Origin of the sequence: Nonomuraea sp. NPDC050790 (assembly GCF_044456745.1) — a bacterium.
GTDB lineage: Bacteria > Actinomycetota > Actinomycetes > Streptosporangiales > Streptosporangiaceae > Nonomuraea.
On the sequence record NZ_JBITGF010000006.1, the window covers coordinates 557,913 to 582,943 of the forward strand.

Consider the following 25,031-nt stretch of genomic DNA (forward strand, 5'->3'; position numbering starts at 1 on the left):
ATGTCAGCCCACGGTACGGCGCAGCGCCTCGCCGGTCAGCGACCCGGCGAACCCCACCAGCTCGGCAGGCGTGCCCTCGAACACGATCTCGCCACCGTCCTTGCCCCCGTCGGGCCCCAGATCGATGATCCAGTCGGCGTTCATGATCACGTCGAGGTTGTGCTCGATGACCACGACCGTGTTGCCCTGGTCGACCAGGCGGTTGATCAGCGCCAGCAGCGTGCCGACGTCGGACATGTGCAGGCCGGTGGTCGGCTCGTCGAGCACGTACACGCCACCGGTGCGCTGGAGCTGCGTGGCCAGCTTGATGCGCTGCCGCTCGCCGCCGGACAGGCTGCTCAGCGACTGGCCCAGCGACAGGTACTCCAGGCCGACGTCGATCAGCCCCTGCAGCTTCGGACGCACGGCCTTCTCGGTGAAGAAGCCGACCGCCTCCTCCGCGGGCATCTCCAGCACGTCGGCGATGGACTTGCCGCGCAGCTCGTGCGCCAGCACCGACTCCTTGAACCTGCGCCCGTCGCAGGAGTCGCAGTGGGTGGTGACCGGGTCCATGTAGGCGACCTCGGTGATGATCACGCCACGGCCCTGGCAGCCCTCGCAGGCCCCGTCGGAGTTGAAGCTGAACAGGCCCGGCGCCACCCCGTTGGCCTTGGCGAACAGCGAGCGGATCGTGTCCATGACGCCGATGTAGGTGGCGGGTGTGGACCGGGTGGAGGCCCCGATCGCCGACTGGTCGACGAAGACCGACTCGGGGTAGGTGTTCATGAACACGTCGGCGATCAGGCTGGACTTGCCCGAGCCCGCCACGCCGGTGACCACCGTGAGCACCCCGGTCGGCACGCTGACCGAGACGTTCTTGAGGTTGTGCAGGTCGGCGCCCTCGATCGGCAGCTTGCCGTCGGGGGTCCTGACGTCCGTCCTGAGCGTGCCGGAGGCGCGTAGCCCCGCGCCGGTGCGGGTGTCGGCCCGGCGCAGCTCCTCGACCGTGCCCTCGAAGACGATCGTGCCGCCGTGGGCGCCCGCGCCGGGACCGACGTCGACCACGTGGTCGGCCACCGCGATCACGTCGGGGTCGTGCTCGACGACCAGCACGGTGTTGCCCTGGTCGCGCAGCGCGGCCAGCAGCGTGTTGAGCCTGCCCACGTCGCGCGGGTGCAGGCCGGTGCTCGGCTCGTCGAAGATGTAGGTGACGCCGATCAGCGTGCTGCCGAGGTGCTTGACCAGCTTGAGCCGCTGGCCCTCGCCGCCCGACAGCGTGGCCGTGGCCCGGTCGAGGCTGAGGTAGCCGAGGCCGATTCCGGCCACCCGCTCCAGCGCCACCCGCGCCCCGTCGGCCAGCGGGGTGCCCAGCTTGGCCAGCTCCTCGATCAGGTCGGTGATCTGCATGGCCGCGTAGTCGGCGATGTTCCTGCCGTTGACGCGCGGCGCCAGCGCCTCGGGGCTGAGCCGGGCGCCGTGGCAGAGCGTGCAGACGCCCTCGGTGATGAACGGCTTGATCTGCTCGCGCGTCTTCTCGCTCGTCTCCCTCTTGAGCTTGGTACGCACGAAGTTGTCGAGCAGCCCCTCGTAGGTCATGTTGAACATGCCGCCCACCGAGACCTTGCCCGACCCGTGCAGGAACGCGTGCTCCTCCTCGGGCGAGTAGTCCTTGACCGGCTTGTCCGGATCGAGCGGCTCGTGCTTGGCGTAGACCTGCCAGGCGGCGCTGCCCACCTTGTAGCCGGGCAGCAGGATGGCGCCCTCGTTGAGCGACTTGTCGCGGTCGACCATCCGCTCCAGGATCGGCTGCACGGACCTGCCGATGCCATCGCACTCAGGGCACATGCCCTTGGGGTCGTTGAAGGAGAAGAGGTTGACCGGCAGCCCGCTCTCGCGCGAGAACAGGCCGCGGATCATCGGCATGATGTCGGTCATGGTGCCGACGGTGGAGCGGGCGTTGCCGCTGACCGGCTTCTGGTCGACGATGACCGGCGTCGTCAGCCCGCTGATGGCGTCGGCGTGCGGCCGCTCGTACTTGGGCAACTGGTTGCGGATGAACCAGCTGAAGGTCCCGTAGAGCTGACGCTGCGCCTCGACCGCGACGGTGTCGAAGACGATCGACGACTTCCCGGAGCCCGAGACACCGGTGAACACGGTGATCTTGTTCTTGGGGATCTCCAGGGAGACGTCCTTGAGGTTGTGCTCCCTGGCCCCGACAATCGTGATGTTTTCCTGCACCGGCGCAGCTTAGCCACCGGCACCGACAGGTTCAGACCTCCAGCGCCCGCTTGAGGAAGTCGACCTGGAGCAGCAGCAGGTTCTCGGCCACGACCTCCTGCGGCGTCATGTGCGTGACCCCCGACAGCGGCAGCACGCTGTGCTGGCGGCCCGCGGCCAGCAGCGCGGACGAGAGCCTGAGCGTGTGCGCCGCGACCACGTTGTCGTCGGCCAGGCCGTGGATCAGCAGCAGCGGGCGCTCCAGCTTGGCGGCGTCGCCGAACAGCGAGGACCGGTCGTAGACCTGGGGCCGCTCGTCGGGATGGCCGAGGTAGCGCTCGGTGTAGCAGGTGTCGTAGAGCCGCCAGTCGGTCACCGGGGCCCCGGCGATCGCGGCGTGGAAGACGTCGGGACGGCGCAGCACCGCCAGCGCCGCCAGGTAGCCGCCGAACGACCAGCCCCTGATCGCCACCTTGGTCAGGTCGAGGTCGCCCGAGTACTGCTCGGCCACCCCGTGCAGGGCGTCGATCTGGTCCTCCAGCACCGGCCCGGCCAGGTCGTCGAGCACGGCCCGCTCGAACGCCGGGCCGCGGCCCGGGGTGCCGCGGCCGTCGGCCACGACCACCGCGAAGCCCTGCTCGGCGAACCACTGGCTGCCCAGGTAGGCGTTGTGGCTGGACAGCACCCGCTGGGCGTGCGGCCCGCCGTACGGGTCCATGAGGACGGGCAGCTTGCCGGAACCCCGCTCGTACCACGAGGGCAGCACCACCGCGGTGGACAGTTCCCGCCGGCCGGAACGGCCGAGCGAGACGCGCAGGTCGAGGCCGGGGCGCTCGGCCAGCGAGGCGATCGGGATCGCCATGCCGTCCCGCCTGACGACGGTGGTGGAGACGCCCTCGCTGTCGAGGGTCTGCTCGCTCAGCACGCCCACGCCGCCGGACATGCGGCCGCTGAAGACGCCGGAGCGGGTGGAGACGGGCAGCAGGGAGTTGCCGTCCCAGGTCCAGAGCTGGATCTCGCTGGGGTCGCCGCCGCTGGCGCGGAACAGCACGCTGTCGTGGTCGACGTCGAGGACCTCGCGCACCTGCAGCGTGGGCGGGGTGACGGCGCGCTCGCCGACGAACAGCCGGTTGCCGCCCTCCAGCGCGGCGACCCAGACCAGCGAGCCGTCGTCGAGGTGGGCGGGGACGCCGCCGAAGACGTCCACCCAGGCCGGGTCGGTGTCCTCGCGCACGAGCGTCGTGGCGCCGCTCAGCGGGTCGACGGAGAACAGCCGCAGCGCCTTCTGGTCGCGCGGCATGGTCACGATCGACAGCGCGTGGGCGTCCCAGGCGGCGGCGGCCAGGTACTCCTCCGCGAACGGCACCGCCACCCGCGAGCCGTCCAGGCCCAGCACGAACAGCTCGACCCGGGCGTTGGGCGTGCCCGCCGACGGATAGCGCTGAGGTACGGCCGGCCGTTCCGGATTGGCCGGATCGGCGATGAACCACTCCTGGACCGGAGCCTCGTCCGCCCGCTCGACCAGCAGCTTGTCACCGGTGGGAGCCCACCAGTAGCCGCGCATCCTGTCCATCTCCTCGGCGGCGATGAACTCGGCCAGGCCGTAGGTGACGGTCGGCGACTCGGGGGCGGCCAGCACGCGGTCGCGGCCCGAGGCCAGGTCGTGCACGTGCAGGGCGCCGCCGGTGACGTAGGCGACGCTGCGGCCGTCGGGGGCCAGACGCGGGTCGATCACCGCGCCCGCGGTCTCGATCCTGCGGGTGCGCCCGGCGGCCACCTCGGTCAGGTAGAGGCCGCCGGACAGCGCGAAGACGACCAGCGCGGCCTCGGCGTCGGCGGAGTAGGAGACCACGCCGCCGGCCTGCTCGCGGCTGCGCTCGCGCCGGGCCTTCTCCTCCGGCGGCAGGTTCTCCTCGCCGGCGTCGGCGAGCTTGCGCGGGTCGACGACCAGGCGTTCGACGTGGGTCTCCGTGTCGAGCTCCCACAGGCACGTGACCGGGTCCACACCCGACTGGGTGCGCAGGAAGAGCACCCGCCCGCCGTCGGGGGAGATCGTGAAGCCCCTCGGCACTCCGAGGGTGAAGCGTCGGGTCCGTGCGGACATGCGCGGGTAACTCTCACTCATGGCCTCAATCCTGCCAGCATGGCGCCTTTGGTTAGGCTCGGGGACATGACTGATCGGCGGCTGCTGCTCGTGCACGCGCACCCGGACGACGAGACGATCAACACCGGGGCCACGATGGCGCGTTACGTGGCGGAGGGCGCGCACGTCACGCTCGTGACCTGCACGCTGGGCGAGGAGGGCGAGGTGATCCCGCCTGAGCTGGCCCATCTGGAGGGCGATCCCGAGCTGGGTGCGTACCGGGCCAAGGAACTGGTCGAGGCGCTGCGGGCGCTGGGCGTGGACGACCACCGCTACCTGGGCTACCGCGACTCCGGCATGATGGGCGCCGCCTCCAACGACGACGCGGCCGCCTTCTGGGGCGCCGACGTGGACGAGGCCGCGGCCAGGCTGGTCAAGGTGATCCGCGAGGTGCGCCCGCAGGTGCTGGTCACCTACGACGGCAACGGCTACTACGGCCACCCCGACCACATCCAGGCCCACCGCGTCTCGGTGCGCGCCTTCGACCTGGCCGCCGACCCCGCTTTCCGCCCCGAGGACGGCGAGCCGTGGCAGGTCGCCAAGTTCTACTTCACCGCCACCGCCAGGTCGGTGATGCGCAGGGACGCCGAGGCGCTGGCCGAGTCCGGCACCGGCTTCCTCGTCGAGAACCCCGACGACCTGCCCTTCGGCAGCGCGGACGACGAGATCACCACCGAGGTCGACGCGCGGCCGTGGCTGGTCAACAAGCTGGACGCCATGCGTGCCCACGCCACCCAGATCACCGTGAAGGCGCCGTTCTTCGCGCTGTCCAACAACATCGGCCAGCGCGCGGCGGGGGTGGAGCACTTCATCCTGTTCCGTGGGGCCATGGGCAAGGCGATCCCCGGGGCCCCGGTCGAGGCGGGCGGGATCGGCGAGCCGTACACCCGCGAGAACGACCTGTTCTCCGGCATCCACTAACCTCGTTCGCCATGGAGCAGTCGGCGCTGGGCGGCGCGGCCTACGGCATGTTGCTGGTGCTGGGCCTCGCGATGGGCCTGGTCGGCGGGTTCACCCATGCCTGGCATCTCGGGCAGATCCCGGTCGCGGCGGTGGTGTGGGTGTTGCTGCTGTTCGGCACCTGCTGGGGCGCGGGGCTGATGATGCGCTCCAAGCTCGGCGCGGGGCTGGTCGCCGTCGGCTGGCTGCTGGTGTCGATGGCGTTCTCGCTGAAGTGGTCGGCGGGCGACCTCGTGATCGCCGGCGACGTCGCGGGCTACATCTACCTGTACGGCGGTGCCGTGGCCGTGGTCGTGGCCTTCCTGCTGGCCCCGTCGGCGCCTGCGTCGCGATCGTGGCTCCTCTACGGCCAGGAGCCCGGCAACCCGGGCTGAGGACGCGGAACGAGGGGGCAGCCGGTCTGCGGGCGGCTGCCCCCTCGCGGTCATCCGTGTTTTGCTGGATGAAGTCCTACTGGATGGGTGTCGTCGGGTCGGGGGTGTCGGCCGGCGGCTCGGTCTCCTCAGGAGGCTCGGTGTCCGTCGGCGTGGGGGTTCCCGGGTCCGTGGGCGCCGGGCAGATCGGCACGCCGGGGTCGGTCGGTGTCGGGGTTCCCGGGTCGGTGGGCGTCGGAGTCCCTGTGCCTGTCGGCGTGGGCGTGCCCGGATCCGTGGCGGTCGGCGTCACGGTGGGGGTCGGTGTCTCGGTTCCGGCCAGCGGTGAAGGCGTGTCCGTCGGGGTCGGCGTACCGGTCGGAGTCGGCGTGCCGGTCGGGGTCGGGGTGCCCGGATCGGTCGGCGTGGGCGTGACCGTGGGCTCCGGCGGCGCCGGCTGGCAGGTGAACGTCACCGTCACCGTCTCGGGCGGCGGCGCGGGGGCGGTCTCGGTGACCGTCGCCGTGACCGTCTCGGCGGGGGCCGTGACGGTGACCGTCGTGGTCGGGCCGTCGGTCGGCGTCGCGGTGACGGTGATCGTCGGCCATGGCAGCGGCGTCATGCTGACCGAGGGCTTGCCCTTCTTCTTGAAGAAGCCCTTGCCGATCTTCTTGGTGGTCTTGCCCGCTCCGGTCGTCACGGGGAGCTCGGCGGTCGCCGTCTTGCAGCGCTTGGCCTTGCACACCTTCTGCTTGACGGTGAACCGGGCGGCTCCGCCGTACTTGACGGCGACGTCCAGGTAGGAGACGCCCTTCTTCTTGACGACCTTCGTCCTGGCGGTGTACTCCGCAGAGGTGGGAGTGGGGCTCGTGGTCGGTGTCGCTAAGGCGACCTGGGCGCCGACGGGGTGGCTCGCGTCTCGTAGGGGGTCCGATGCTGACGTCTGGGTGACCGCGACGCCGCCTACTGTGGCGAGTGCCATCGTTCCGACAACCGCGGTCAAGATGGTGAATCGCATGATCCTGCTCTTGTGGGAGATTTCAGGACGTGGATCATTATTCCGACTTGTCAAGATTGGTCAAGGGTGACTCGACCGGAAACCCTCTACCGAATCCGCCGGGCGGTAAACCTCGTGAACCTGGCGACGCCCCTCGGCCTGCTCATCTCCGTCGTGGGCGGCGCGACCCGGCAACCCGGTCCCGACGGGCTGATTCTCGCGTACGGCTACCGCTACCGATTTCCGATCGCGGGCGCCTTCACCGTGGGTAACGTCGTCCTGACCAGGCACCACAGCCTCGACGAGCGCCTCATCCGGCACGAGGCCCGCCACGCCACCCAGTGGGCCTGCTGCGCCGGGCTCCCCATGCTCCCGCTCTATCTGCTCGCCATGTTCACTTCCCTGCTCATCTGCGGACACCAGGCCTCCTACAACGTGTTCGAACGGCTGGCCAACCTGGATGACGGCGGCTACCCCAGGAAAGCCCCCTGGTGGAGAAGACGCCCACATGGGGATCATTTAGGGTGATCGCTCAGTTACTCAGGGCAGGGGACCGTTCATGACGCAGACCGTTCACGCGCCGCAATGGCCGGAGGACTTCCGTGATCGACTCACCGCGCCCCTGCCCGACTTCCGCGAGTTGCTGAGCGCCGCCTGGCACGGCGGCTTCCGTCCCGACATCGGGGACGCCGACCAGATCCCCGTACTGCGCGGCGGCGGTCTGCCACGCGCCGAGACTGGCCAGACCGTGGTGACCTGGGTCGGCCACTCCACTTTCGTGGTGCAGGTCGGCGGCCTGACGGTCCTGACCGACCCGGTGTGGTCGCGCCGCATCCCCGGCACCCGGCAGCGGCTCACGCCCCCAGGCGTGGCCTGGAGCGACCTGCCCAGGATCGACGCCGTCGTGATCAGCCACAACCACTACGACCACCTCGACGCCCCGACCATCCGCCGGCTGCCCCGCCACACGCCCATGCTGGTCCCCGCGAGGCTCGGGCCCTGGTTCACCCGCCGCGGGTTCAGGCAGGTGTACGAGCTGGACTGGTGGGACTCCACGAAGATCGGCGACGTGCGCTTCGACTTCGTGCCCGCCCACCACTGGAGCCGGCGGACCATCTGGGACACCTGCAAGACGCTGTGGGGCGGCTGGGTGATCGGCGGCTCGGTGTACTTCGCCGGCGACACCGCCTACGGTGAACGGCTGACGCAGATCGGCGAGCGTTTCCCGGGGCTGGACCTGGCGCTCATGCCGGTCGGCGCGTACGAGCCCAACTGGTTCATGAAGGTCTCCCACGTCAACCCGGCCGAGGCCGTCCAGGGGTTTCTGGACGTCGGGGCGCGCCGGATGGCGACCATGCACTGGGGCACGTTCCTGCTGTCCGGAGAGGAACTCCTGGCCCCCATCACCGGCACCCGCACCGCCTGGGCCTCCCTGGGGCTGCCCAGGGAGAGCCTCTGGGACCTGGCCGTGGGCGAGTCGCGCACCTTCACGGCCTGACCGTCCTAAGGGCGCAGGCGCAGGGTGTGGACGGTGGCGCCCAGCATCGGCAGCAGCCTGCCCTGGGCCCACAGCTCGGACTGGTCCCAGTAGTTGGCGTGGAAGGCGTGCCCCGAGGCGCCGGTCAGGTTGATCCACTGCGATTTCGCCAGGTCGCCGAGGTCGATGACCATGCGCATCGAGGGGACGGCGTTGATCTCGTAGCCGTTCTGCACGTTCCAGCCGGTCGCGTCGACCGCGTCCTTGCCGCCGGCGACGCTGATCGGGCCGCGGTTGAACAGCATCTCGATCGGGGCGATGCCCGAGGTGCCGAACGTGGCGTTGGTGAGCGTGAGCGTGTGCAGGTCGCCCCAGCGCCACTGCCGCACCTGGTCGCCCAGCCGGCCGGACAGCTCCTGGTAGGCGTCGGCCATCGCCTGGCGCAGCACGTCGTCGCGGGTCTCCGTACGGCCCGCGGTGGTGGTCACGTCCCAGAACGGGTCGTCGGGCGCCTGCAACAGGTTGCCCACGACCTCGAACCACCGGTCGCCGCCCGCCGGGCGGGCCTGCTCGGGCAGGTCGTCGTCGAACAGGCCCTTCAGCAGGTGGCGCCAGACGGCGTTGAAGTAGGCGGCGGGGGCCGAGTCGAGGGTCTGGGCGCCGTCCCAGTCCTTCAGCAGCCCGCGCGCCTCGGTGGCGGGTCCGGCCAGGCCCACTTGCATGAGGGCGGGGACCAGCGTCTCGGCGAAGCCGTTGCGGGTGTCCTGCTGGATCCTGGACATGGCCGCCGCGTCCAGCTTGCCCTTGCCGATCTCGGCCTTCAGCAGGTCGAGGATGCGCTGGGAGCGGTAGCCGTACGCCCAGTCCTTGGTGAGGAGGGGCTGGTAGCGGGCGGGGTCGATGACGGCGTTGTTGGCCGTGACGATGTAGCCCTCGGTGGGGTCGGCGACGCTCGGGAGCCGGTCGTAGGGGATGGGGGCGGTCTTCCACTCGTACTCGCCGGTCCAGCCGGGCACGGGCCAGGTCCCGTCGCCCTTCTCCCGGACCGGGATCCGGCCGGGGGCCTGGTAGCCGATCCTGCCGGTGGTGTCGGCGTACACGAGGTTCTGGGCGGGCACCTCGAACAGCGCCGCGGCCGCGCGGAACTCGTGCCAGTCCGCGGCCTGGTTGAGGTCGAAGATCGCGTCCGCGCTACGGCCCGGCGTCAGCGCCGTCCACTGCAGGGCCACGGCGGTGGCCTCGCCGGAGGGTTTCACGCTGGCCATGACCTCGTCGACCAGCGGCCCGTGCCGGGTCGAGCGCACGGTGATCTTCACCGGGGCGGCGCCGGCCACCTTGATCTGTTCCTCGCGGGTCTCCAGCTTGGTCCAGTCGCCCTTGAACAGGTAGGAGCCGTCCTTGACCTGCTCCAGGAAGAGGTCGGCGACGTCGGGACCCAGGTTGGTGAAACCCCAGGCGATCTTGTCGGTCTGCCCGATGATGACGCCCGGCACGCCGGAGAAAGTGAACCCCGTCACGTCATACATGCAATTTTCGGATTTTTTCCGGCAATGGAGGCCGGCCTGGTACCAGACCGACGGCATCGCCGGAGAGAGGTGCGGGTCGTTGGCCAGCAGCGGCTTGCCCGACTTCGTGTGCTCGCCGGAGACCACCCAGGAGTTCGACCCGATGCCCTCGCGCTCGGCCGTGCCCATCGAGCTGGGCACGGCGTCGAACGCCTGGGCGGCCCTGCTCAGCGCCTCGGCGCCCTCGTCACGCGGCTGCGCGGTCTCGTCGAAGCGGTCCTCGGAGATCGCGCCCTGGGTGACGATCGGCTGGTGCTTGCCGTAGGGGTAGCCGGGGTAGAGCTGCTCCACCCGCTCGCGGGGCAGCCTGGTGGCCGCCAGCGCCCGGTCGATCTCGTCCTCCATGTTGGAGCGCAGGTCCCAGGCCATGGCCTTGAGCCAGGCGACCGAGTCGAGCGCCGACCAGGGCTCGGGCTTGTAGCCGGAGTTCTGGAGCTTCAGGACGGAGTACTCGAGGCTGCGCTGCGAGGCGTCGGGGTTGGCGGCCAGCCAGGCGTTGACGCCCTTGGCGTAGGCGTCGAGGTAGCGCCGGGTGCGCTCGCTGAGCATCGGCAGCTCCTGCTCGGCGACCCTGCGCCAGCCCATCGTCCTGATGGCCTTGTCGTTGTCGAGGGTGGCCGCGCCGAACATCTCCGACAGGCGTCCGGCGGTGAGGTGGCGCCGGAAGTCCATCTCCCAGAAGCGGTCCTGGGCGTGCACGAAGCCCTGGGCCGTGAACAGGTCCTCGGCCGTGTCGGCGTAGATCTGCGGGACGCCCTGGGCGTCGCGCCGCACCTCGACGCTCCCCGTCAGGCCCGCCATCTTGATCTCCCCTTCGACCTGGGGAAACGACTGCCGTACGAGCACCACGACGACTCCGGCCAGGACCAGGATCAGCGCCAGGACGACGGTCACGATCCGCGCGGTCCACCGCAGCGGCCACGGCAGCCCGGCATAGGGCCTAACCCTCACGAATACCTCCATCTCACCAGCTCGCACCAAGTGTGACACCAGCGAACCAGTGCGACGGTCCTCGCTCGGCTCAGGCGCGCTCTCCCAGGAACGCCTCCCAGGTACGCCCGCCCGTCGTGCCCCCCGAGAGCGTGAGGTTCTCCCCGGCCCGGTAGGCCCGCCCGGCCTTGCCCGGCATCCGCACCGGCAGCATGAGCCGCTTCCCGCCGGTCGTGGCCAGGTATCCGCGGACCAGGTCGCCCATCCCGTAGACCGAGGGCCCCGCGAGGTCGGCCACCAGCCCGGCGGGCTCGCCCCGGACCAGCTCCACCAGCCGCTCGGCCACGTCCCGCGCGTCCACGGGCTGGAAGCGCATTCCGCCGGGCACCGGCACGACCGGCAGCTTCGCCATCGCCCTGGCCGTCCTGAGCGCGAGGTCGTGGAACTGGGCGGCGCGCAGGATGGTCCACGGGATCCCCGACCCGGTCACCGCCCGCTCGGCCGCGAGCTTGTTCCTGAACCACCCGAGCGGCACCCGGTCGGCCCCGATGACCGAGATGAACACGATGTGGCGGACCCCGGCCGCGCGCGCGGCCTCGACGAGGTTCGCGGCGGCCACGTCGTCGCCCTTGGCCCCGCCCGCCAGGTGCAGGACGACCTCCGCCCCGGCCAGGGCCGCGTCCAGGCCCTCGCCGGCGACCAGGTCGCCCTTGACGTAGGCGACGCCGTCCGCGGGCGGGCGCGGCGCGCGGGTCAGCACCCGCACCTCCTCGCCGGTACGGCGCAGCAGCGGCAGCACGAGGCGGCCCAGGGTTCCGGTGCCACCGGTGATCAGGATGGTCATGACGTTCTCCTCCGTAGTGCGGTTCTGTCTCGTTGACGTACCGCGGCGGAGAAGTGTGACTAGAGGCCCGCGTCGTGCCGTCGCTGGGCGGCCATGACCTCGGGCGTGTGTTTCGCGATCCAGCCGAGCAACGAGCCCAGCGGCTCGGTCAGGCTGGTGCCGAGGCCGGTCAGCGAGTAGGTGACCTTGGGCGGGACCGACGGCTCGACCTCGCGCCGGACCAGCCCGTCGCGGACCAGGCCGCGCAGGTTCTGGGAGAGCATCTTCTCGCTGACGCCGCCGATGCGGTCGCGCAGCAGGTAGAAGCGCAGGGGGCCGTCGCGCAGCGCCACCATGATCAGCATGCCCCAGCGGCTGGTGACGTGGGTGAAGACCTCGCGTCCCGGGCAGTCGCTGTTGAACGCGTCACTCAGCGGATCGGGCAGCTCGCGTGTCTCCAGGTTTCCGACCTCCATGGCCGGAGCTTACCTTGAGGTACGTCCTTACGAAAAGTTAGCCCGGTTCCTATCGTGGCCGCATGACTGCCATCACCGTCGACATCTGGTCAGACCTGGTCTGCCCCTGGTGCTACATCGGGCACCGGCGCTTCGAGCACGCGCTGGCCGCCTTCGAGCACCGCGACGCCGTACAGGTGCGCCATCGCAGTTTCGAGCTCGACCCGCACGGCTCCAGGGAGCCGACCCTCACGCTGCCCGAGCGGATGCGACGCGACCTCGGCCTGCCCGCGCCGCAGGCCAGGGAGGGCATGGCCCGCGTGGCCGCGCTGGCCGCCGAGGTGGGCCTGGACTACCGGCTGGACCTGACGCACCCGGTCAACAGCTTCGACGCGCACCGCATCCAGCGCGCCGCCGCCGACCGGGGCGTGGGCGACGCGGTGCGGGAACGGCTGATGCGCGCCTACACCGGCGAGGGCGCCAACGTGGCCGACCACGCCACCCTGGTCCGCCTGGCCGCCGAGGCGGGCCTCGACCGGGACTTCGCCGCCGAGGTCCTGAAGGGCGACTCCTACGGCGAGGCCGTACGCGCGGACGAGGCCGAGGCGCGGCGCACGGGCGTGAGCGGCGTGCCCGCCTTCGTCTTCGCCGGCCACCGCATGGTCGCCGGGGCGCAGCCGACCGCCGTGTTCGCCCAGGAACTCGACACGGCCTGGAGGCAGGCTGAACACCAATAACCAATCAAAAGCCTCGTTCCCTAGCGTTTCCGGCGCCGGTTCCCAGCGGTCCGCATCCAGGAGCCGCTCCGGCATGACGCAGGGAGATGTTCGTGACTCCGAAAGTTCGCGCGCTGGCCATGCTGGCCGCCGCAGGCGCCATAGGAGCGGTCGTCGGCTTCGCCCCCGGCGCGCTGGCCAAGGCCACCACGGTCAGCGCCGACTGCTGGCGCCCGGTCGGCACCAGCTACCTGGAGTGGGGCTCGACCGCCACCTTCGACGTCGCCAAGGTCGACAACACGGTCGCGGCGGGCCTGTACTACCAGGGCGCCCAGAAGGACTACAACAAGAAGTCCGGCGGATGGACCCTCATGTCGGTCCGTGACAGCAGATACGGCGTCACCGGCGGCAAGAAGTGGCAGGTCGAAGGGTCGGCCTGGGTCGGCAGCGGCCCCTGGATCGGCAACGTCTGCCGCGTCACCTGATGAAGCGTGACGCCGCGGTGCACGGGTACTCGCCGAGGACCTTCTCGGCGGGTGCCCTGGCACTCCTGGTCGCCGCCCTGCCCCTCTTCGCGGCATGGTCGTCGGGCTACTACGGCACCCCGCCGCCGGGCGTCTCCGCGCTCGCGCTCGGCGCCCACTGGGTGTGCGGGTGGCTGATCCCGCTGTGCGCGGGCGCCGTCGTCTCCTACGGAACGGCAGGCCGCGTCCTCGACCGCAGGATCGTGCTGTCGGCCCCCGGAGACCCGCGTACCCGCTGGTGGCGTGAGCACGGCCTCGTGCTGGCGGCGGTGGCCGTCGTGTCGGCGGCGATCGTGGCCGGGCAGTCGCTCGCCTCGGGCGAGGCCGTGGCGCGGCTGGCCGTACCGGCGGTCAGCGGGCTGGTCGTGGCCGTCTGCACGGCGCAGCTCGTCGTGGCCAGGTTCGGGGCGGGGCAGGCGACGGCCTGCGGGATCACCACGACGGTCACCGCGGCGGTGCTGGTCGGCCCCTGCCTGAGCCCCGGTGCCCGGCCGTTCGCGGTGGACGCCACGCTGCACGCCTGGATGTCGGGCGACCCGGGTCTCGGCCCGCCGGTCTCGGCGGCGGCCCTGGCCTGGCCGGCGCTGGCGGTCGCGGCCGTCGTCGCCGGGCGAATCTTCCCTCTTGACGCGGCCGCGGTGAGTGGAGCGACGGATCATGATTGAGCTGGACGGCGTCACGAAGACCCACGCGGACCTCACCGCGCTGGACGACGTCACCCTGGAACTGGGCGCCGGACTGGTCGCCCTGCTCGGACGCAACGGGGCGGGCAAGTCGACGTTGCTGTCGATCCTGGCGGGGCTGCTGTTCGAGAGCTCGGGGCGGGTCAGCCTGGACGCGCGGCCGCTCGGCCGCCGCCGCGACGAGCTCCGGGCGCACACGACGCTCCTGCCGCAGGACCTGTCCGTCGACCCGCGCGCGCCGGCCGAGGACTTCGTGCGCTACCTGCTGGGCCTGCGCGGCCGGCCGGCCGATCTGGTGCCCGAGATGTTCGCGCGGTTCGGGCTGGACGGCGTCGCCCGCCGCCCCCTGGGCGAGCTCAGCGGCGGCACCCGCCGCCGGGTCGGCCTGGCCTACGCCTGCGCCGCCGACACCCCGATCCTGCTGCTGGACGAACCCACCCAAGGACTCGACCCGCTGGAACGGCTCGCGCTGGCCGACCACCTCACCGAGGCCGGCAGGACCAAGCTCGTCGTCTACTCCACCCACATCATCTCGGACGTCTCCTGGATCGCGCCCCGCCTGGTCGTGCTCGACCGGGGCCGCGTCGTCCACGACGGCTCGCCGGGCAAGCTCGTCGCCGCCACTCCGCCGGTGTTCGACGTGACCTGCGCGACCAGATCGGACCTCCAGCGGATCCGGGCCCAGGGCCTGGTGACCCGCCTGGCCCGCGGCGACGGGGACGGCTACGCCGTACGGTGGATCCCCTCGACGGCGGGGCCGCACGACGGCGCCGAGGTCGAGCCGACACTCGACGACGCCTACCTCGCGCTGTGCGCGCAGGGCGCGCGATGATCGGCCACCATCTGCGCCGTGCCGTCGGCGCCCGGTACCTTCTGGCGCTGCTGCCCGCCGGATGGCTCACCTGGGTGGGATTCCGTCCGGGCGGCACCGAGGTCGGCGACGCGTTCGGCCCGTGGGGGCTGGCCCGCTACTGGGCGGTCGTCACCGCGCTCCTCGCCGTCGCCGTCGTGCCCCTGCTGGGCCCGCTGTGGCAGGAACGGCGGCTGCGCGCGGGCTGGCGGCTGGCCGCGGCCTCGCCGTGGGCGGTGGGCAAGGACCGCTTCCGCGTGTTCCTGGCCGGCTTCCTCGTCTACGCGGCCGCGGTCGTAGTGTGCGCGCTGTTCGTCGGCAGGCGGCTGTACGGCGCCGGCGACTGGCTGCCCTCCTTGCTCGTCGTGACCGCAGTGGGCCCGCTCCTGGGCGGTTACGTCCTCCTGGCCTGCTGCTACGCGATCAACAGCCGGTGGGGTCCGGCGCCGGCGATCGGGCTGGCCGTCGTCATGGGCAGCCTGGACCTCGCCAACGTGCTGCCCGCGGTCCTGTCCCTGTCGGGGACCGGCGACGTCGCCCGGATGAGCGCGGCGTGGGCGATCACCTTCGAAGAGCCTTCCTTCACCCGGCTTCCGCTGCCCGCGTGGCCGTTCCTGGCCGCCCGCCTCGTCGCGGCCGTGGGAGGCACGGCGCTGGTGCTGTCGTGCCGGCGTCACGTTCTGTCCGATCACCACGAAGAAAGAGGATGATCATGAAGAAGTCCGTCGCGCTGCTGCTGGCCGGGTTCGCCGCGGCCGTGGCTCTCGGCTCCACGCCCGCCGCCGCCGCGGCCCCCGGCCGGCTCGTTCTCACGACCGACACCGGGCTCTCGCGCCTGTTCACCTACCCCGGGTGCGCGCAGCCGTCCAACGTCGCCGGCATGAACGGCCTGGCCACCTTCGACAACGCCCCCGCGCCCGGCTGCGCGGTCTCGCTGCGGAAGGGGACGGCCGCGCACGTCCTGTGCGTGGGACGCGGCACGATCCCCGCGGTCTTCCGCGACGGGGCCACGATCCGCGTCCAGCAGGGCTCCAGCCTCCCTTGCCGCTGAGACGGCGGGCGGCGTGGGCGGCGTGGGCGGTGCTGTGCGCGAGCCTGACCTCCTGCGCGCAGGAGCCCGCCCGCGAACTCACCGCGGCCGAGCACGCCGAGCTCGAACGGGCCGAGCACCTGCTCGTGCGGCGCTGCATGGCCGCCGCGGGCTTCCGCTACCACCCGCCCGCCGCCCCCGCCGGCGACGACGCCCGGCACCTGAGCCTCCTGGTCCTGGACGACATCGCCTGGGCCAGAAGGAACGGCTACGGCGGCCGGATCCAGCAGAAGGTCCTCGCGGCCCGCCCGCACGACCCCAACCGCCTCTACCGGGACAGCCTGGACCCCGCCCGGCGCGAACGCTACGACCTCGCGCTGGGCGGCGGCCGGGACACCAAGGTCCTGTCGGCCCGCCTGCCCGGCGGCGGAACGATCAACAACGCCCTCGGCGGCTGCCGCGGCACCGCCAAGGACCGGCTCTACGGCGACCGCGCCACCTGGTTCCGCCTCGACAAGATCGCCTCCAACCTGCAACCGCTCTACCTGCCGGAACTCACCAAGGACCCGCGGTTCGTCACGGCGCTCACGGCCTGGTCGGCCTGCATGCGCCGCGGCGGCCACGCCTACGCCTCCCCGCCCGAGATCCGGGCCGCCCTGCCCGGCCTCACCGCGGGCCTGAAACCCGACGACGCGCACGCCGCCGAGGTGCGGCTCGCCGTCACGGAGGCCACCTGCGCGCGATCCTCCGGCCTGCCCGGTACGGCTCGCGCGCTCCAACCCCACTACCTGGCCAAGGCCGCGCGGCCGTACGCGGAAGAGCTGGCCGAGCACGGCCGGATGCTGCGCGCGGCCCTGGACAGGGCCAGAAGACCACCTGAGGAGATCGCACCGTGAACAAGATCCGTTATTCGCTGGCAGCCGTCGTCCTGGCGGGCGCCACGGCGTCCATGACCGGCACCGCGTCGGCCGACCCCTGGCCGTTCCCCACCTGCAGCGAGATCCAGACCTCCACGGGAGACGGGTACGTCTACGCCTTCCCCAACCAGAACTGCCAGGGCAACCGGCTCGGCAGGTCGCAGGGCAACGACTCCGACTGGGGCCAGCCCGGCGGCGGGTTCACCGACTCCGCCACCGACCGGGCCCGTTCCGTGGTCAACAACGGCCAGGTGGATCCCAACGGCTACAACGTCGTCGCCCTCTACGACTACACCGCCTACTCCTGGCAGTGGGGCTACCGGTGCCTGGACCGTGGCGACTGGGTCACCGACCTGGTCGGCCACACCTACACCCCGAACCCCAACGGCACCCGCACGAAGATGGCGTACACCATCTCCTCCCACCAGTGGGTGAAGAAGTCGGCCTGCGCCGCCGGGAGCATGATCGGCTGAGCTAGCCGCCGGTGTAGGCCCAGCCGGTCCAGCGCCGTACCTCCACCACGAGGTACGGCCCGCCCGGCGGCACCCGCCGATACTGCTCGTACTTGGCCGCCAGCCCAACGGCGGCCGGGCACTCGGCCGTCACCCGCGCGAGCCCGTCGGCGCGCACCCACCACAGCCGGGTCCAGTCGTCGTCGTAGCGGTCGGCCAGCAGCGCCACGCGGGGGTTCTCACGGATGTTGCGGACGCGCCGTAGCTCGCGCGTCCGCTTCGGCTTGTGGTCGATCGCGATCACGACCTGGTCGTCCTCCAGGGCGAAGGTCACCGGGACCAGGTGCGGCTCGCCGTCCGCGCCGGTCGTGGCGAGGCGCGCCACGCGCTCCCCGCCGAACAGCCGCCGTGCTCGTTCCGCATCGATATCCACCATTATCGGCAACGTATGTGCAACCTCGCCATTCCTAGGCTGCCCGAGGCGCTGCCCCCGCCCTGGTGCGGCGCGCCACCGGGCGGACGGCCCCTGCCATGCCGTCCGCCCCCTTAAGCCCCTCACGCCCCGCGCGGGTCATGACCAGGTCTGGCCGTCCGGGGTGTCGGCGACCTTCACGCCCTTCTGGGCCAGTTCGTCCCTGAGCCGGTCGGCGGCGGCCCAGTCCTCGGCCGCGCGGGCGCGGGCCCGCTGGTCGAGCAGTTCGGCGGCGCCCGGCGGCAGCACGGGCGCCCTGCCGATCTCGCTGGACAGGTCGAGGGCGAGCACGTGGTCGAGGTGCAGGAACGTCTCGAACTTGCTCCCCGGCGCCACCGCGTCGTCCCGCTCCAGCTCGCGCAGGACGCGCAGCGCGGCCGGGGTGTCGAGGTCGTCGTCGAAGGCGTCCAGGGCGCGCTCGGCGTAGGCGGCGGCGATGGGCGCGCTGGGGCGCTCGGCCCACTCGGCCACCCGCTGCCGCCACCTGCGCAGGGTGCGCTCGGCCGCGCGCAGGGTGTCCCAGCTCAGGTTGAGCTGCTGGCGGTAGCGGTGCTCCATGAACGCCAGCCGCAGCGCCAGCGGGTCCACGCCCTGCTCGGCCACGTCGCTCAGCAGCACCACGTTGCCCGTGGACTTGGCCATCTTGCGGCCGTCGAACAGCAGGTGCTCGCCGTGGACCCAGCGCTGGACGACCTCACGCCCGGCGGCGGAGTTCGACTGGGCGCGCTCGTCCTCGTGGTGGGGGAAGCGCAGGTCGATGCCGCCGGTGTGGACGTCGATGTGGTCGCCGAGATAACGCAGCGACATGGCCGAGCACTCGATGTGCCAGCCGGGGAAACCGACGCCGCCCCACGGAGTCTCCCAGGTCAGCTCCCGCTCGGCGTGCTTCCACAGCGCCCAGTCGGCGTGGAAGCGCTTGCGCGGGTCCACGCCGTCGACGCGGTGGCCGGGCTTGAGGGAGTCCAGCCGGTTGCCGGACAGCTCGCCGTACGTGGGGAAGGTCTCGGCGGCGAAGAACACCGATCCGTCCGGCACCGCGTAGGCGTGGCCCTTCTCCATCAGCTTGACGATCAGCTCGATCATCAGGTCGACGGTCTCGGTGGCCCTGGGGGACAGGTCCGCGGGCCGGATGTTCAGGGCGGCGCAGTCGGCGCGGTAGGCGTCCTCGTAGAAGCGCGCCACGTCCAGCGTGGACTTCCCCTCGGCGCGGGCCTGCATGAGGATCTTGTCCTCGCCGATCTCCGCGTCGTCCACGAGATGGCCCACGTCGGTGATGTTCTGGCAGGTGCGCACGCGCACCCGGCGGGCTTCCAGCACCCTGCGGATCAGGTCCGGCAGCAGGTACGTGCGCAGGTTGCCGACATGTGCGTACCGGTACACGGTGGGCCCGCAGGAGTACATCCGGACGACGCCGGACGTGGTGGTGACGGGTTCGGCCTTCCTGGTCCGCGTGTCATAGATCCGCAACATGCCCCGAGCTTAGGTCACACTCCCAGGAAACCCAGGATGTCGCGGTCGCCTCGTTCGCGCAGCCGGCCGATCACCTCGTCCCGCGTCGCCGTCTCGGGCAGACCGATCCGCGCCCCGATGAGCTGCAGCCCCTCCATCTCGGTGTTCACCGGAGCGGTGTAGCCGATCAGGTGCAGCGCGCGGCCGAGCGGCGTCAGCGCCGGGTTGGCCGCGGGCAGGAACCGGGTGAGCAGCTCGCCGCCGTCGGAGACGGTCAGGAACACGTGGTCGCCCTCGCCGGCCTTGAAGTCGGCCAGCACGTTGCGGATCGAGCCCATCGTCGGCTGGTTGTGCCAGCTGATCACCACGTCCCCCGAGGGCGTCGCGGCGGTGAGCTGGCCGCCCGGCGCCATGCCCAGGTAGGCCGCGAAGCCCGTCGGCAGCGGCGAACCCGAGCCGCGCAGGTGCTCGGCGTTCACGTCCACCCGGTGCCACCAGCGCCCGTCCCGGCTGCGGAAGCTGCGCCGCGTCTCCGAGACGTCCTTGCGCGGCTGGTACGGCTCCGCCACCTCGCCGGGCGGGGCCGTACCCGCGACCCTGATCCACCCGCGCTGCGTGCGCTCGAACCCGGGACCGCCCGAGTAGGCGCGCACCGAGCTCTCGCTCACGTCGTACCTGGAGGTGAGGTTGGTGACGATCGTGCTCACCGACGCCTCGCCGCCGGCCCGCTCGATCTCCCTGGCGATCATCTCCCTGATCCCCAGGTACTCGTCGCCGCCCCAGCGCGTCAGCCCGTACTTGTTCCTGTCCACGCGCAGGAAGCGCTCGTCGGCGGTGAGCTGGTTGCGGATGCCGACGAGGCTGTAGTCCTCGCCGATGCGCTCCTGGATCTCCTCGGGCGACAGCGGCCGCCCGGCGACCGACAGGACGGCCTCGGCCTTCTCGTTGATGCTGCGCGGCCAGGGCACCACGTGCCCGTCGAGCACCCGGAGCTGCGGCACGGCCAGGATCCACCGCTCCGCCACGTCCTCGCGGACGCCGAGCTGGGTCACCATGGAGACCGCCTCGCCCATGGGCCGCGGCCCGTCGGCGAAGAGCTGCCTGGTCTTCTCCCGCAGCTCGTCGCCGCCGCCCGCGACCAGCCAGTCGTCGGACTGCTCGTAGCCGGTCAGCAGCGTGCGGATGAAGCGCCAGGTCGGGATGTTCAGCGTGGCGAGCTCGCCGCGGTGCCACGGCACCGCCGCAGTCAGGTCGTCGGCCGGTACGGCGGAGCCGAGCCGCCCCCGCAGCCACGTCACGTGCGCGACCAGCGGCGCCGCCTCCGGGCTTCCCAGCCACGCCTCCACGTGGTCGCGCAGGTCACGCTCGATCTGCCGGATCCGCTCGCGGGTCACCGAGAAACGCTGGGCCAGCTCGTCGAGCGTGGCGCGCTGCGCCGCGTACAGGCGGTCGCGGGCGATGGCGCGCTGGCGCTCGTCGAGCGCGGCGAACACCGCGTCGATGAGCTCGGGCACCGGCCGGTCGGCCCGCACCTCGGACGCGCGCTCGGCGACCGGCTCCAGCAGCCGCTCGAAGACGCGCACGAACATCTTCAGCACCGCGTCACGGCCCAGCGACTCGGGCGTGCGCTCGGCCTCCACGGGGTCGGAGAACCGCAGGAGGGGCAGGATGTCGCCCAGGGGGAGGTGCCCCCAGAAGGCCACGGCGAGGTCGGCGAGGTCGCCCGCGACGGTCTGCGTGCCCGCCAGCGCGCAGGCGCGGTCGATCGGGATCGCGTGCCACCAGGCCTCGGGCAGCTGTGGCTCTTCCGCGATCGGCGCGATCTGGCTGGGAGAGGTCCAGCGCAGGGGTGGCGCGAGGTCGCTCAGGCTGAGATTCATTGGGGTCCAACCGGCAAAGGGAAGTATCCGCAGTTCAGACTATGTGATCAGAGGGAGAGAAATGGGCTTCCTCTCCCTGAATGGGATATATAGAGCATCGAGCGGGCCCGGGTACAGGCCACGTAAAGCACGCTGCGCTCGCGTTGCAGGGCCCGCGCGCGCTCCGCCGGATCCTCCGGCGGGGTTTCCGGTACGACACCCTCCGTCACCCCGATGAGCGCCACACGTTCGAACTCCAGCCCTTTGAGGTGGTGGAACATCGCGACCGGGACGTCCAGCCCGCTCAGCGCCCGCTTGGCCGCCCGCACGAGCTTCATCGTCCGGGCCGCCACCGCGATCGCGCGGGCCGAGACGCCCTCGTCCAGCCACGAGCGCACCGTGGCGGCCAGACCGGCCAGTTCCGCCTCGGGCGTGTCGTAGGCCCTGACCATCGGGCGCTCGCCGTGTCCTGAGCCGCGCAGGCCGTACATGCCGGCCAGTCCCTTGACCAGCCCGTCCGTAGGCCCGCCGCCGCGCAGCCGGACGCCGAACGAGAGCAGCTCGTGCGGCAGCCGGTAGGAGACCCGCAGCCCGTGCTGGACGGCGGGAATCCCCACCGACCCCAGCGTCACCCGCGTGTCGGTGATCCGCTGGTGCGGGTCGCCGACGATGAAGAGGTCGTCGTGCGCGCGCGGCACCACCGCGCGCAGCAGCCGCCACTGCGCCGGGCTGACGTCCTGCGCCTCGTCCACAATCATGTGACGGTACGGCTTGCGCCCAGGATCCACGTCGTCGAGCAGATCTCCCGTGGCCTTCCCGAGCAGCCACAGCGCCCGCTCCGTGAGCTCGGCCAGCGTCCTGGCCCCCGCGCCCGCCAGCACCGGCCGGCGGCCCTCGGCGTCGGCCACGATCCGCACCGCCAGCCGCTCCGGGTTGTCCACCTCGATCCGCTTGCGGATCACCTCGTCCTTGACCAGCACGTCCAGCCGCCCCGACAGGTCCTCGCAGAGCCCCTGCGAGAACGTCACCAGCAGCACCCGGCCGCCGCCGTGGCTGGCCAGGTGGGCGGCGCGGTGCAGCGCCAGCAGCGTCTTGCCGGTGCCCGCGCCGCCGATGACCAGCACCGGGTGGTCGTAGCGGGCGGACCTGGCCAGCCGGTGCTGCGGCGGATGCAGGAACGTGCACCAGTGCGGCGCCTCCAGCACCCGGTCCAGCTCGTCGGCGTCGGCCGCGAACACCGCCCGGTCCGGGCTGCGTTCCAGGGCCGCGTGCAGGTCGTCCTGGTCGACGTGGCCGGTGTCGCCGTCCACGGCGCGGCAGCCGTCCAGCTCGCGCCAGGCTTCCGCCATCGAGCCGCCCCGGCCCAGCACGGCCAGCGGCAGATGCTGCGTGGGCGGCAGCAGCGGCTCCAGCGCGGCCACGTCCGCCTCGGTCGTGATCAGCCTGACCAGCGGCAGCACCCGCGGATCCAGCCCCAGCGCCAGCAGGTCGCCGTCGCAGATCGGGTCGAACAGCCTCGACGCCCCCGCCGAACGGCGTAGCGCGGGCTCGACCCTCTCCAGGGCCGCCGCGTCCCACTCCTCCAGGACGCCGATCACCGGGTTCACGCCGTAGCGGTGTCGCTGGGCGAACGACCAGGCGTCCGGATCGGGCAGGAGGGCGCGCAGCCAGTACACCTCGCGCTGGCGCACCACGACGCCCCGCCGGCCCTCCGCCAGCCTCAGCGTGGCCACCCGGGCGTCCCTGGCGCCCCTGACGCGTTCCGGGTGGGGGGCGCCGTTCTCGGTCAGCAGGAAGCGGCGCAGCGCGCTCACGGCGCTCTCACGCACCGGCGCTGCCAGTGCGCTGAGCTCCCGAGGGAAGTCGGGGCCGATCGCGAGCCGCGGCACGGGCTCAGTCCAGGAGATCGAGCAGGTCGCGGTCCCCGCGTTCGCGGAGCCTGGCGAGCACGTCGGGAAGGGCCACGGGCCCGGTCATCCCGATCCTGGTCGCGATCACCCTCGCGGCCACCTCCAGCCCCGCGTCCGGCGCGGTGTAGCAGACCAGCCGGAGCGCCCTCGTGATCTTGTCCGCGCTGGGCGCGGCCACCGGAAGGTGCCTGGCACGCAGCACGCCCTCGTCCGACAGCGTCAGGAACACGTGCCCGCCCTCCTTCGCGCCGACGTCCATCAGCAGGCGGGAGACCGACTCCAGCACCGGACGGCCGTGCCAGCTCATCGTCAGCTCACCGGCGGCGCTCCTGACCGTGCGGCTCTCGCCGGGCGAAAGCCCCAGATACGCGGCGAACCCCGTCGGCAACTGGCACTCCGCCCCGCCGAGGTGCTCAGCCGTGACATCGACCCGCAGGTACCACCGCCCGTCCGGCTGGCGGAAGCAGCGCCTGGTCTGCGAGACGTCCTTGAGCGGCTGGTACGGCTTGGCCGCCTGCTCGCCGTTCTGCTCGGCCGGGTCGTGCGGCGTGAAGGCCCCGAACCTGACCTGCTCCTCACTCGCCGAAACCTCGACCGGAGACACTCCGACCGGCGGTGCTCCGACCGGCGGCTCCTCGACCGGCGGCTCCTCGAACGGCGAAACCGGCACCGGCGGCGGCTCCTGGACCGCTGCCGGTCCCGCCGCCGGTCCTTGTCCGGCCTGGCCCGGCGCGGCCGCGGCCGTGGCGCCTGCGAGGGTCGCCTTCACGAACTGCCACGCCGGGACCTCCAGCGCGCGGATCTCCCTGGCGTGCCAGTCCGCCGCGCCGATCAACTGCTCGCGCGGGGCGGCCTCGCCGATCGTGCCGCGCAGCTCGTCCAGATGCGCCCGGTACGGCGCCGCCTCGTCGCTGGCCAGCCACCGCTCCAGCCTGGAGCGCAGGGCGATCTCGGTGGCGTTGATCTCGGCCGGGGAGACGGCGAACAGCTTGGCCAGTTGCTCCACGGCCGACGGCTGGTCGGTGAAGACCCGGTTCTGCGCGACCGCCCAGCTCTTGTCGTCCAGATCGGCGAAGGCAGACTCGATCAACGCCGGCAACCTGGGCCCAGAGCCCTCCACGGCCTTGGCAGGCGCAGCAACCGACTCCTCGTCCTCTGACCCCTCGCCCTCATCCGCCTCGGCCCCGCGCTCGTCAGCCGCAGCCTCCGGCTCGTCGGCCCCGGCCTCCGGCGCCTCCGCACCGGCCTCCTCGGCCTCGGCCTCCGCAGCTTCCGGCTCCGCAGCTTCCGGCTCCGCAGCTTCCGGCTCCGCAGCTTCCGGCTCCGCAGCTTCCGGCTCGTCCGCCCCGGGCTCCTCCTCCTGGGCGTCAGCTCCAGGCTCCTCCGCCTCGGGCTCGCCGGCCTCGGCCTGCTCCGCCCCGGCCTCGGGCTCCTCGGGCTCTGCGGCTTCCGGCGCCTCCGCCTCGGGCTCCTCAGCCTGGGCGTCGGCCTCCGGCTCGTCGGTCACGCCCGCTGCCCGGTGCTCCACGACCTCGTCCGGCTCCACAGGCTCCTCGGCCGGGGGCTCCGGTTCCGCGATGGCCACCACGACGGCGACGGGCTCGGCCTCGACGGCCTCAGCGGGCTCCGGTTCGGGTCCCGCCGCCGACTCGACCACGGGTTCGATCACGGGCTCGGCCACCGGCTCGGATGCCGGTTCGGCCACGGGCACGGCCACGGGCTCGGATGCCGGTTCGGACACGGGCACGGCCGCGGACTTGGCGGCGGGGTCGATCGCCGGGGGGTCGGTGGCGCGAGCGGGTCTGGGGGAGGGCGCGAGCCGTACCAGAACCGCGGAGAACAGCGTGTTGAGCACCGGCCGCGCCTGGATGAACGGCTGGTCCATCAGCTCCCGGCTGGTCAGCGCGAGCAGCCCCGTCCACGACCCCGCCCGGTCCAGCGCGATCGCCACCTGCGGCTCGTCGGCGTCGTCCGGGTCGAGCACGTGGAGAGCGGGCAGCACGTCGCCCACGGCCGCGGCGGGCCAGTGTTCCAGGGCGATCTCCGTCAGCAGCTCGCCCAGGGACTCCGGCCCGATCGCGGCCAGCACGTGCGGCATCGGCAGACTGCGCCACCATGCCTCGGGCAGGTCCGGCTGCCCGTGAAGTAGCGTGATCGCCGACGCGTCGCTCCACCTCAACGGTGGTACGAGGTCGCTCAGGCAGAAATTCATCCTGTTACGTTCACCCGTCCCTCACGCCGCCGTAGCGATCCAGCCATACGTTCGCAGC

At 72.0% G+C, this 25,031-nt stretch carries 23 protein-coding genes; 12 read left to right on the top strand and 11 right to left on the bottom strand.

What is annotated here, in order from left to right; genetic code table 11:
- Window positions 1–3 precede the first annotated feature (3 nt).
- Together ACIBEJ_RS31955 and ACIBEJ_RS31960 are read right to left on the bottom strand one after the other, a co-directional pair.
- Window positions 4–2,217: an ATP-binding cassette domain-containing protein gene (locus ACIBEJ_RS31955; RefSeq protein WP_397186580.1), complete on the bottom strand. Its 2,214-nt coding sequence runs from the start codon at window positions 2,215–2,217 to the stop codon at window positions 4–6.
- A 31-nt stretch (window positions 2,218–2,248) separates the two neighbouring features.
- Window positions 2,249–4,321: a prolyl oligopeptidase family serine peptidase gene (locus ACIBEJ_RS31960; protein ID WP_397186581.1), complete on the bottom strand. Its 2,073-nt coding sequence runs from the start codon at window positions 4,319–4,321 to the stop codon at window positions 2,249–2,251.
- 45 nt (window positions 4,322–4,366) lie between these two features.
- Between ACIBEJ_RS31960 and mshB the strand changes: the two genes are divergently transcribed.
- Entirely contained in the window at window positions 4,367–5,260 is an 894-nt protein-coding gene (gene mshB, locus ACIBEJ_RS31965; RefSeq protein ID WP_397186582.1) for an N-acetyl-1-D-myo-inositol-2-amino-2-deoxy-alpha-D-glucopyranoside deacetylase, read from the top strand.
- 11 nt (window positions 5,261–5,271) lie between these two features.
- Complete coding sequence (locus tag ACIBEJ_RS31970; RefSeq protein ID WP_397186583.1) at window positions 5,272–5,673, top strand: DUF6113 family protein; 402 nt, start codon at window positions 5,272–5,274, stop codon at window positions 5,671–5,673.
- A gap of 76 nt (window positions 5,674–5,749) precedes the next feature.
- Here the strand turns inward: ACIBEJ_RS31970 and ACIBEJ_RS31975 are convergent, their stop codons facing one another.
- On the bottom strand, window positions 5,750–6,670 hold the full coding sequence (locus ACIBEJ_RS31975; protein WP_397186584.1) for a hypothetical protein: 921 nt from the start codon (window positions 6,668–6,670) through the stop codon (window positions 5,750–5,752).
- 114 nt (window positions 6,671–6,784) lie between these two features.
- On the opposite strand from ACIBEJ_RS31975, the gene ACIBEJ_RS31980 reads away from it, so the two are divergent.
- Together ACIBEJ_RS31980 and ACIBEJ_RS31985 are read left to right on the top strand one after the other, a co-directional pair.
- Window positions 6,785–7,177: a hypothetical protein gene (locus ACIBEJ_RS31980; RefSeq protein ID WP_397186585.1), complete on the top strand. Its 393-nt coding sequence runs from the start codon at window positions 6,785–6,787 to the stop codon at window positions 7,175–7,177.
- 31 nt (window positions 7,178–7,208) lie between these two features.
- Entirely contained in the window at window positions 7,209–8,147 is a 939-nt protein-coding gene (locus ACIBEJ_RS31985) for an MBL fold metallo-hydrolase (protein ID WP_397186586.1), read from the top strand.
- Between the two features lie 5 nt (window positions 8,148–8,152).
- On the opposite strand, the gene ACIBEJ_RS31990 is transcribed toward ACIBEJ_RS31985, so the two are convergent.
- The 3 genes from ACIBEJ_RS31990 to ACIBEJ_RS32000 all read right to left on the bottom strand — a co-directional run bounded on the left by ACIBEJ_RS31990 (window position 8,153) and on the right by ACIBEJ_RS32000 (window position 11,920).
- The gene (locus tag ACIBEJ_RS31990; RefSeq protein WP_397186587.1) at window positions 8,153–10,642 is read right to left on the bottom strand and encodes a penicillin acylase family protein; all 2,490 of its coding nucleotides are present in this window, start codon (window positions 10,640–10,642) and stop codon (window positions 8,153–8,155) included.
- Window positions 10,643–10,712: 70 nt separating this feature from the next.
- On the bottom strand, window positions 10,713–11,465 hold the full coding sequence (locus ACIBEJ_RS31995; RefSeq protein WP_397186588.1) for an SDR family oxidoreductase: 753 nt from the start codon (window positions 11,463–11,465) through the stop codon (window positions 10,713–10,715).
- Between the two features lie 59 nt (window positions 11,466–11,524).
- Window positions 11,525–11,920, bottom strand: a complete 396-nt coding sequence (locus ACIBEJ_RS32000) for a winged helix-turn-helix transcriptional regulator (RefSeq protein ID WP_397186589.1) — start codon at window positions 11,918–11,920, stop codon at window positions 11,525–11,527.
- A gap of 62 nt (window positions 11,921–11,982) precedes the next feature.
- Between ACIBEJ_RS32000 and ACIBEJ_RS32005 the strand changes: the two genes are divergently transcribed.
- The 8 genes from ACIBEJ_RS32005 to ACIBEJ_RS32040 all read left to right on the top strand — a co-directional run bounded on the left by ACIBEJ_RS32005 (window position 11,983) and on the right by ACIBEJ_RS32040 (window position 17,092).
- Window positions 11,983–12,636, top strand: coding sequence for a DsbA family oxidoreductase (locus tag ACIBEJ_RS32005; RefSeq protein WP_397186590.1), 654 nt, complete (start codon window positions 11,983–11,985; stop codon window positions 12,634–12,636).
- Window positions 12,637–12,728: 92 nt separating this feature from the next.
- On the top strand, window positions 12,729–13,100 hold the full coding sequence (locus ACIBEJ_RS32010; RefSeq protein ID WP_397186591.1) for a hypothetical protein: 372 nt from the start codon (window positions 12,729–12,731) through the stop codon (window positions 13,098–13,100).
- Window positions 13,100–13,804, top strand: a complete 705-nt coding sequence (locus ACIBEJ_RS32015) for a hypothetical protein (RefSeq protein ID WP_397186592.1) — start codon at window positions 13,100–13,102, stop codon at window positions 13,802–13,804. The genes ACIBEJ_RS32010 and ACIBEJ_RS32015 overlap by 1 nt, the downstream gene beginning before the upstream one ends.
- Window positions 13,797–14,654 (top strand): ATP-binding cassette domain-containing protein, encoded by an 858-nt coding sequence (locus ACIBEJ_RS32020; RefSeq protein ID WP_397186593.1) that lies wholly within the window; start codon window positions 13,797–13,799, stop codon window positions 14,652–14,654. The genes ACIBEJ_RS32015 and ACIBEJ_RS32020 overlap by 8 nt, the downstream gene beginning before the upstream one ends.
- Window positions 14,651–15,382: a hypothetical protein gene (locus ACIBEJ_RS32025; RefSeq protein WP_397186594.1), complete on the top strand. Its 732-nt coding sequence runs from the start codon at window positions 14,651–14,653 to the stop codon at window positions 15,380–15,382. The genes ACIBEJ_RS32020 and ACIBEJ_RS32025 overlap by 4 nt, the downstream gene beginning before the upstream one ends.
- 2 nt (window positions 15,383–15,384) lie before the next feature.
- Entirely contained in the window at window positions 15,385–15,723 is a 339-nt protein-coding gene (locus ACIBEJ_RS32030; protein WP_397186595.1) for a hypothetical protein, read from the top strand.
- A complete protein-coding gene (locus ACIBEJ_RS32035; protein ID WP_397186596.1) occupies window positions 15,714–16,598 on the top strand; it encodes a hypothetical protein in 885 nt (294 codons plus the stop codon). Before ACIBEJ_RS32030 ends, ACIBEJ_RS32035 begins: the two co-directional genes overlap by 10 nt.
- Window positions 16,595–17,092, top strand: a complete 498-nt coding sequence (locus ACIBEJ_RS32040; protein ID WP_397186597.1) for a hypothetical protein — start codon at window positions 16,595–16,597, stop codon at window positions 17,090–17,092. Before ACIBEJ_RS32035 ends, ACIBEJ_RS32040 begins: the two co-directional genes overlap by 4 nt.
- 1 nt (window position 17,093) lies before the next feature.
- On the opposite strand, the gene ACIBEJ_RS32045 is transcribed toward ACIBEJ_RS32040, so the two are convergent.
- From ACIBEJ_RS32045 to ACIBEJ_RS32065, 5 genes are all read right to left on the bottom strand, one after another.
- Window positions 17,094–17,507 carry a TIGR03668 family PPOX class F420-dependent oxidoreductase gene (locus ACIBEJ_RS32045; protein WP_397186598.1) on the bottom strand — a complete coding sequence of 138 codons (414 nt, stop codon included), beginning with the start codon at window positions 17,505–17,507 and terminating at the stop codon, window positions 17,094–17,096.
- Window positions 17,508–17,642: 135 nt separating this feature from the next.
- Window positions 17,643–19,013, bottom strand: coding sequence for a cysteine--tRNA ligase (cysS, locus tag ACIBEJ_RS32050; RefSeq protein ID WP_397186599.1), 1,371 nt, complete (start codon window positions 19,011–19,013; stop codon window positions 17,643–17,645).
- Window positions 19,014–19,027: 14 nt separating this feature from the next.
- Window positions 19,028–20,872: a sigma factor-like helix-turn-helix DNA-binding protein gene (locus ACIBEJ_RS32055; protein WP_397186600.1), complete on the bottom strand. Its 1,845-nt coding sequence runs from the start codon at window positions 20,870–20,872 to the stop codon at window positions 19,028–19,030.
- 47 nt (window positions 20,873–20,919) lie between these two features.
- Complete coding sequence (locus ACIBEJ_RS32060) at window positions 20,920–22,740, bottom strand: UvrD-helicase domain-containing protein (protein WP_397186601.1); 1,821 nt, start codon at window positions 22,738–22,740, stop codon at window positions 20,920–20,922.
- A 4-nt stretch (window positions 22,741–22,744) separates the two neighbouring features.
- Complete coding sequence (locus tag ACIBEJ_RS32065) at window positions 22,745–24,973, bottom strand: hypothetical protein (protein ID WP_397186602.1); 2,229 nt, start codon at window positions 24,971–24,973, stop codon at window positions 22,745–22,747.
- Window positions 24,974–25,031 lie beyond the last annotated feature (58 nt).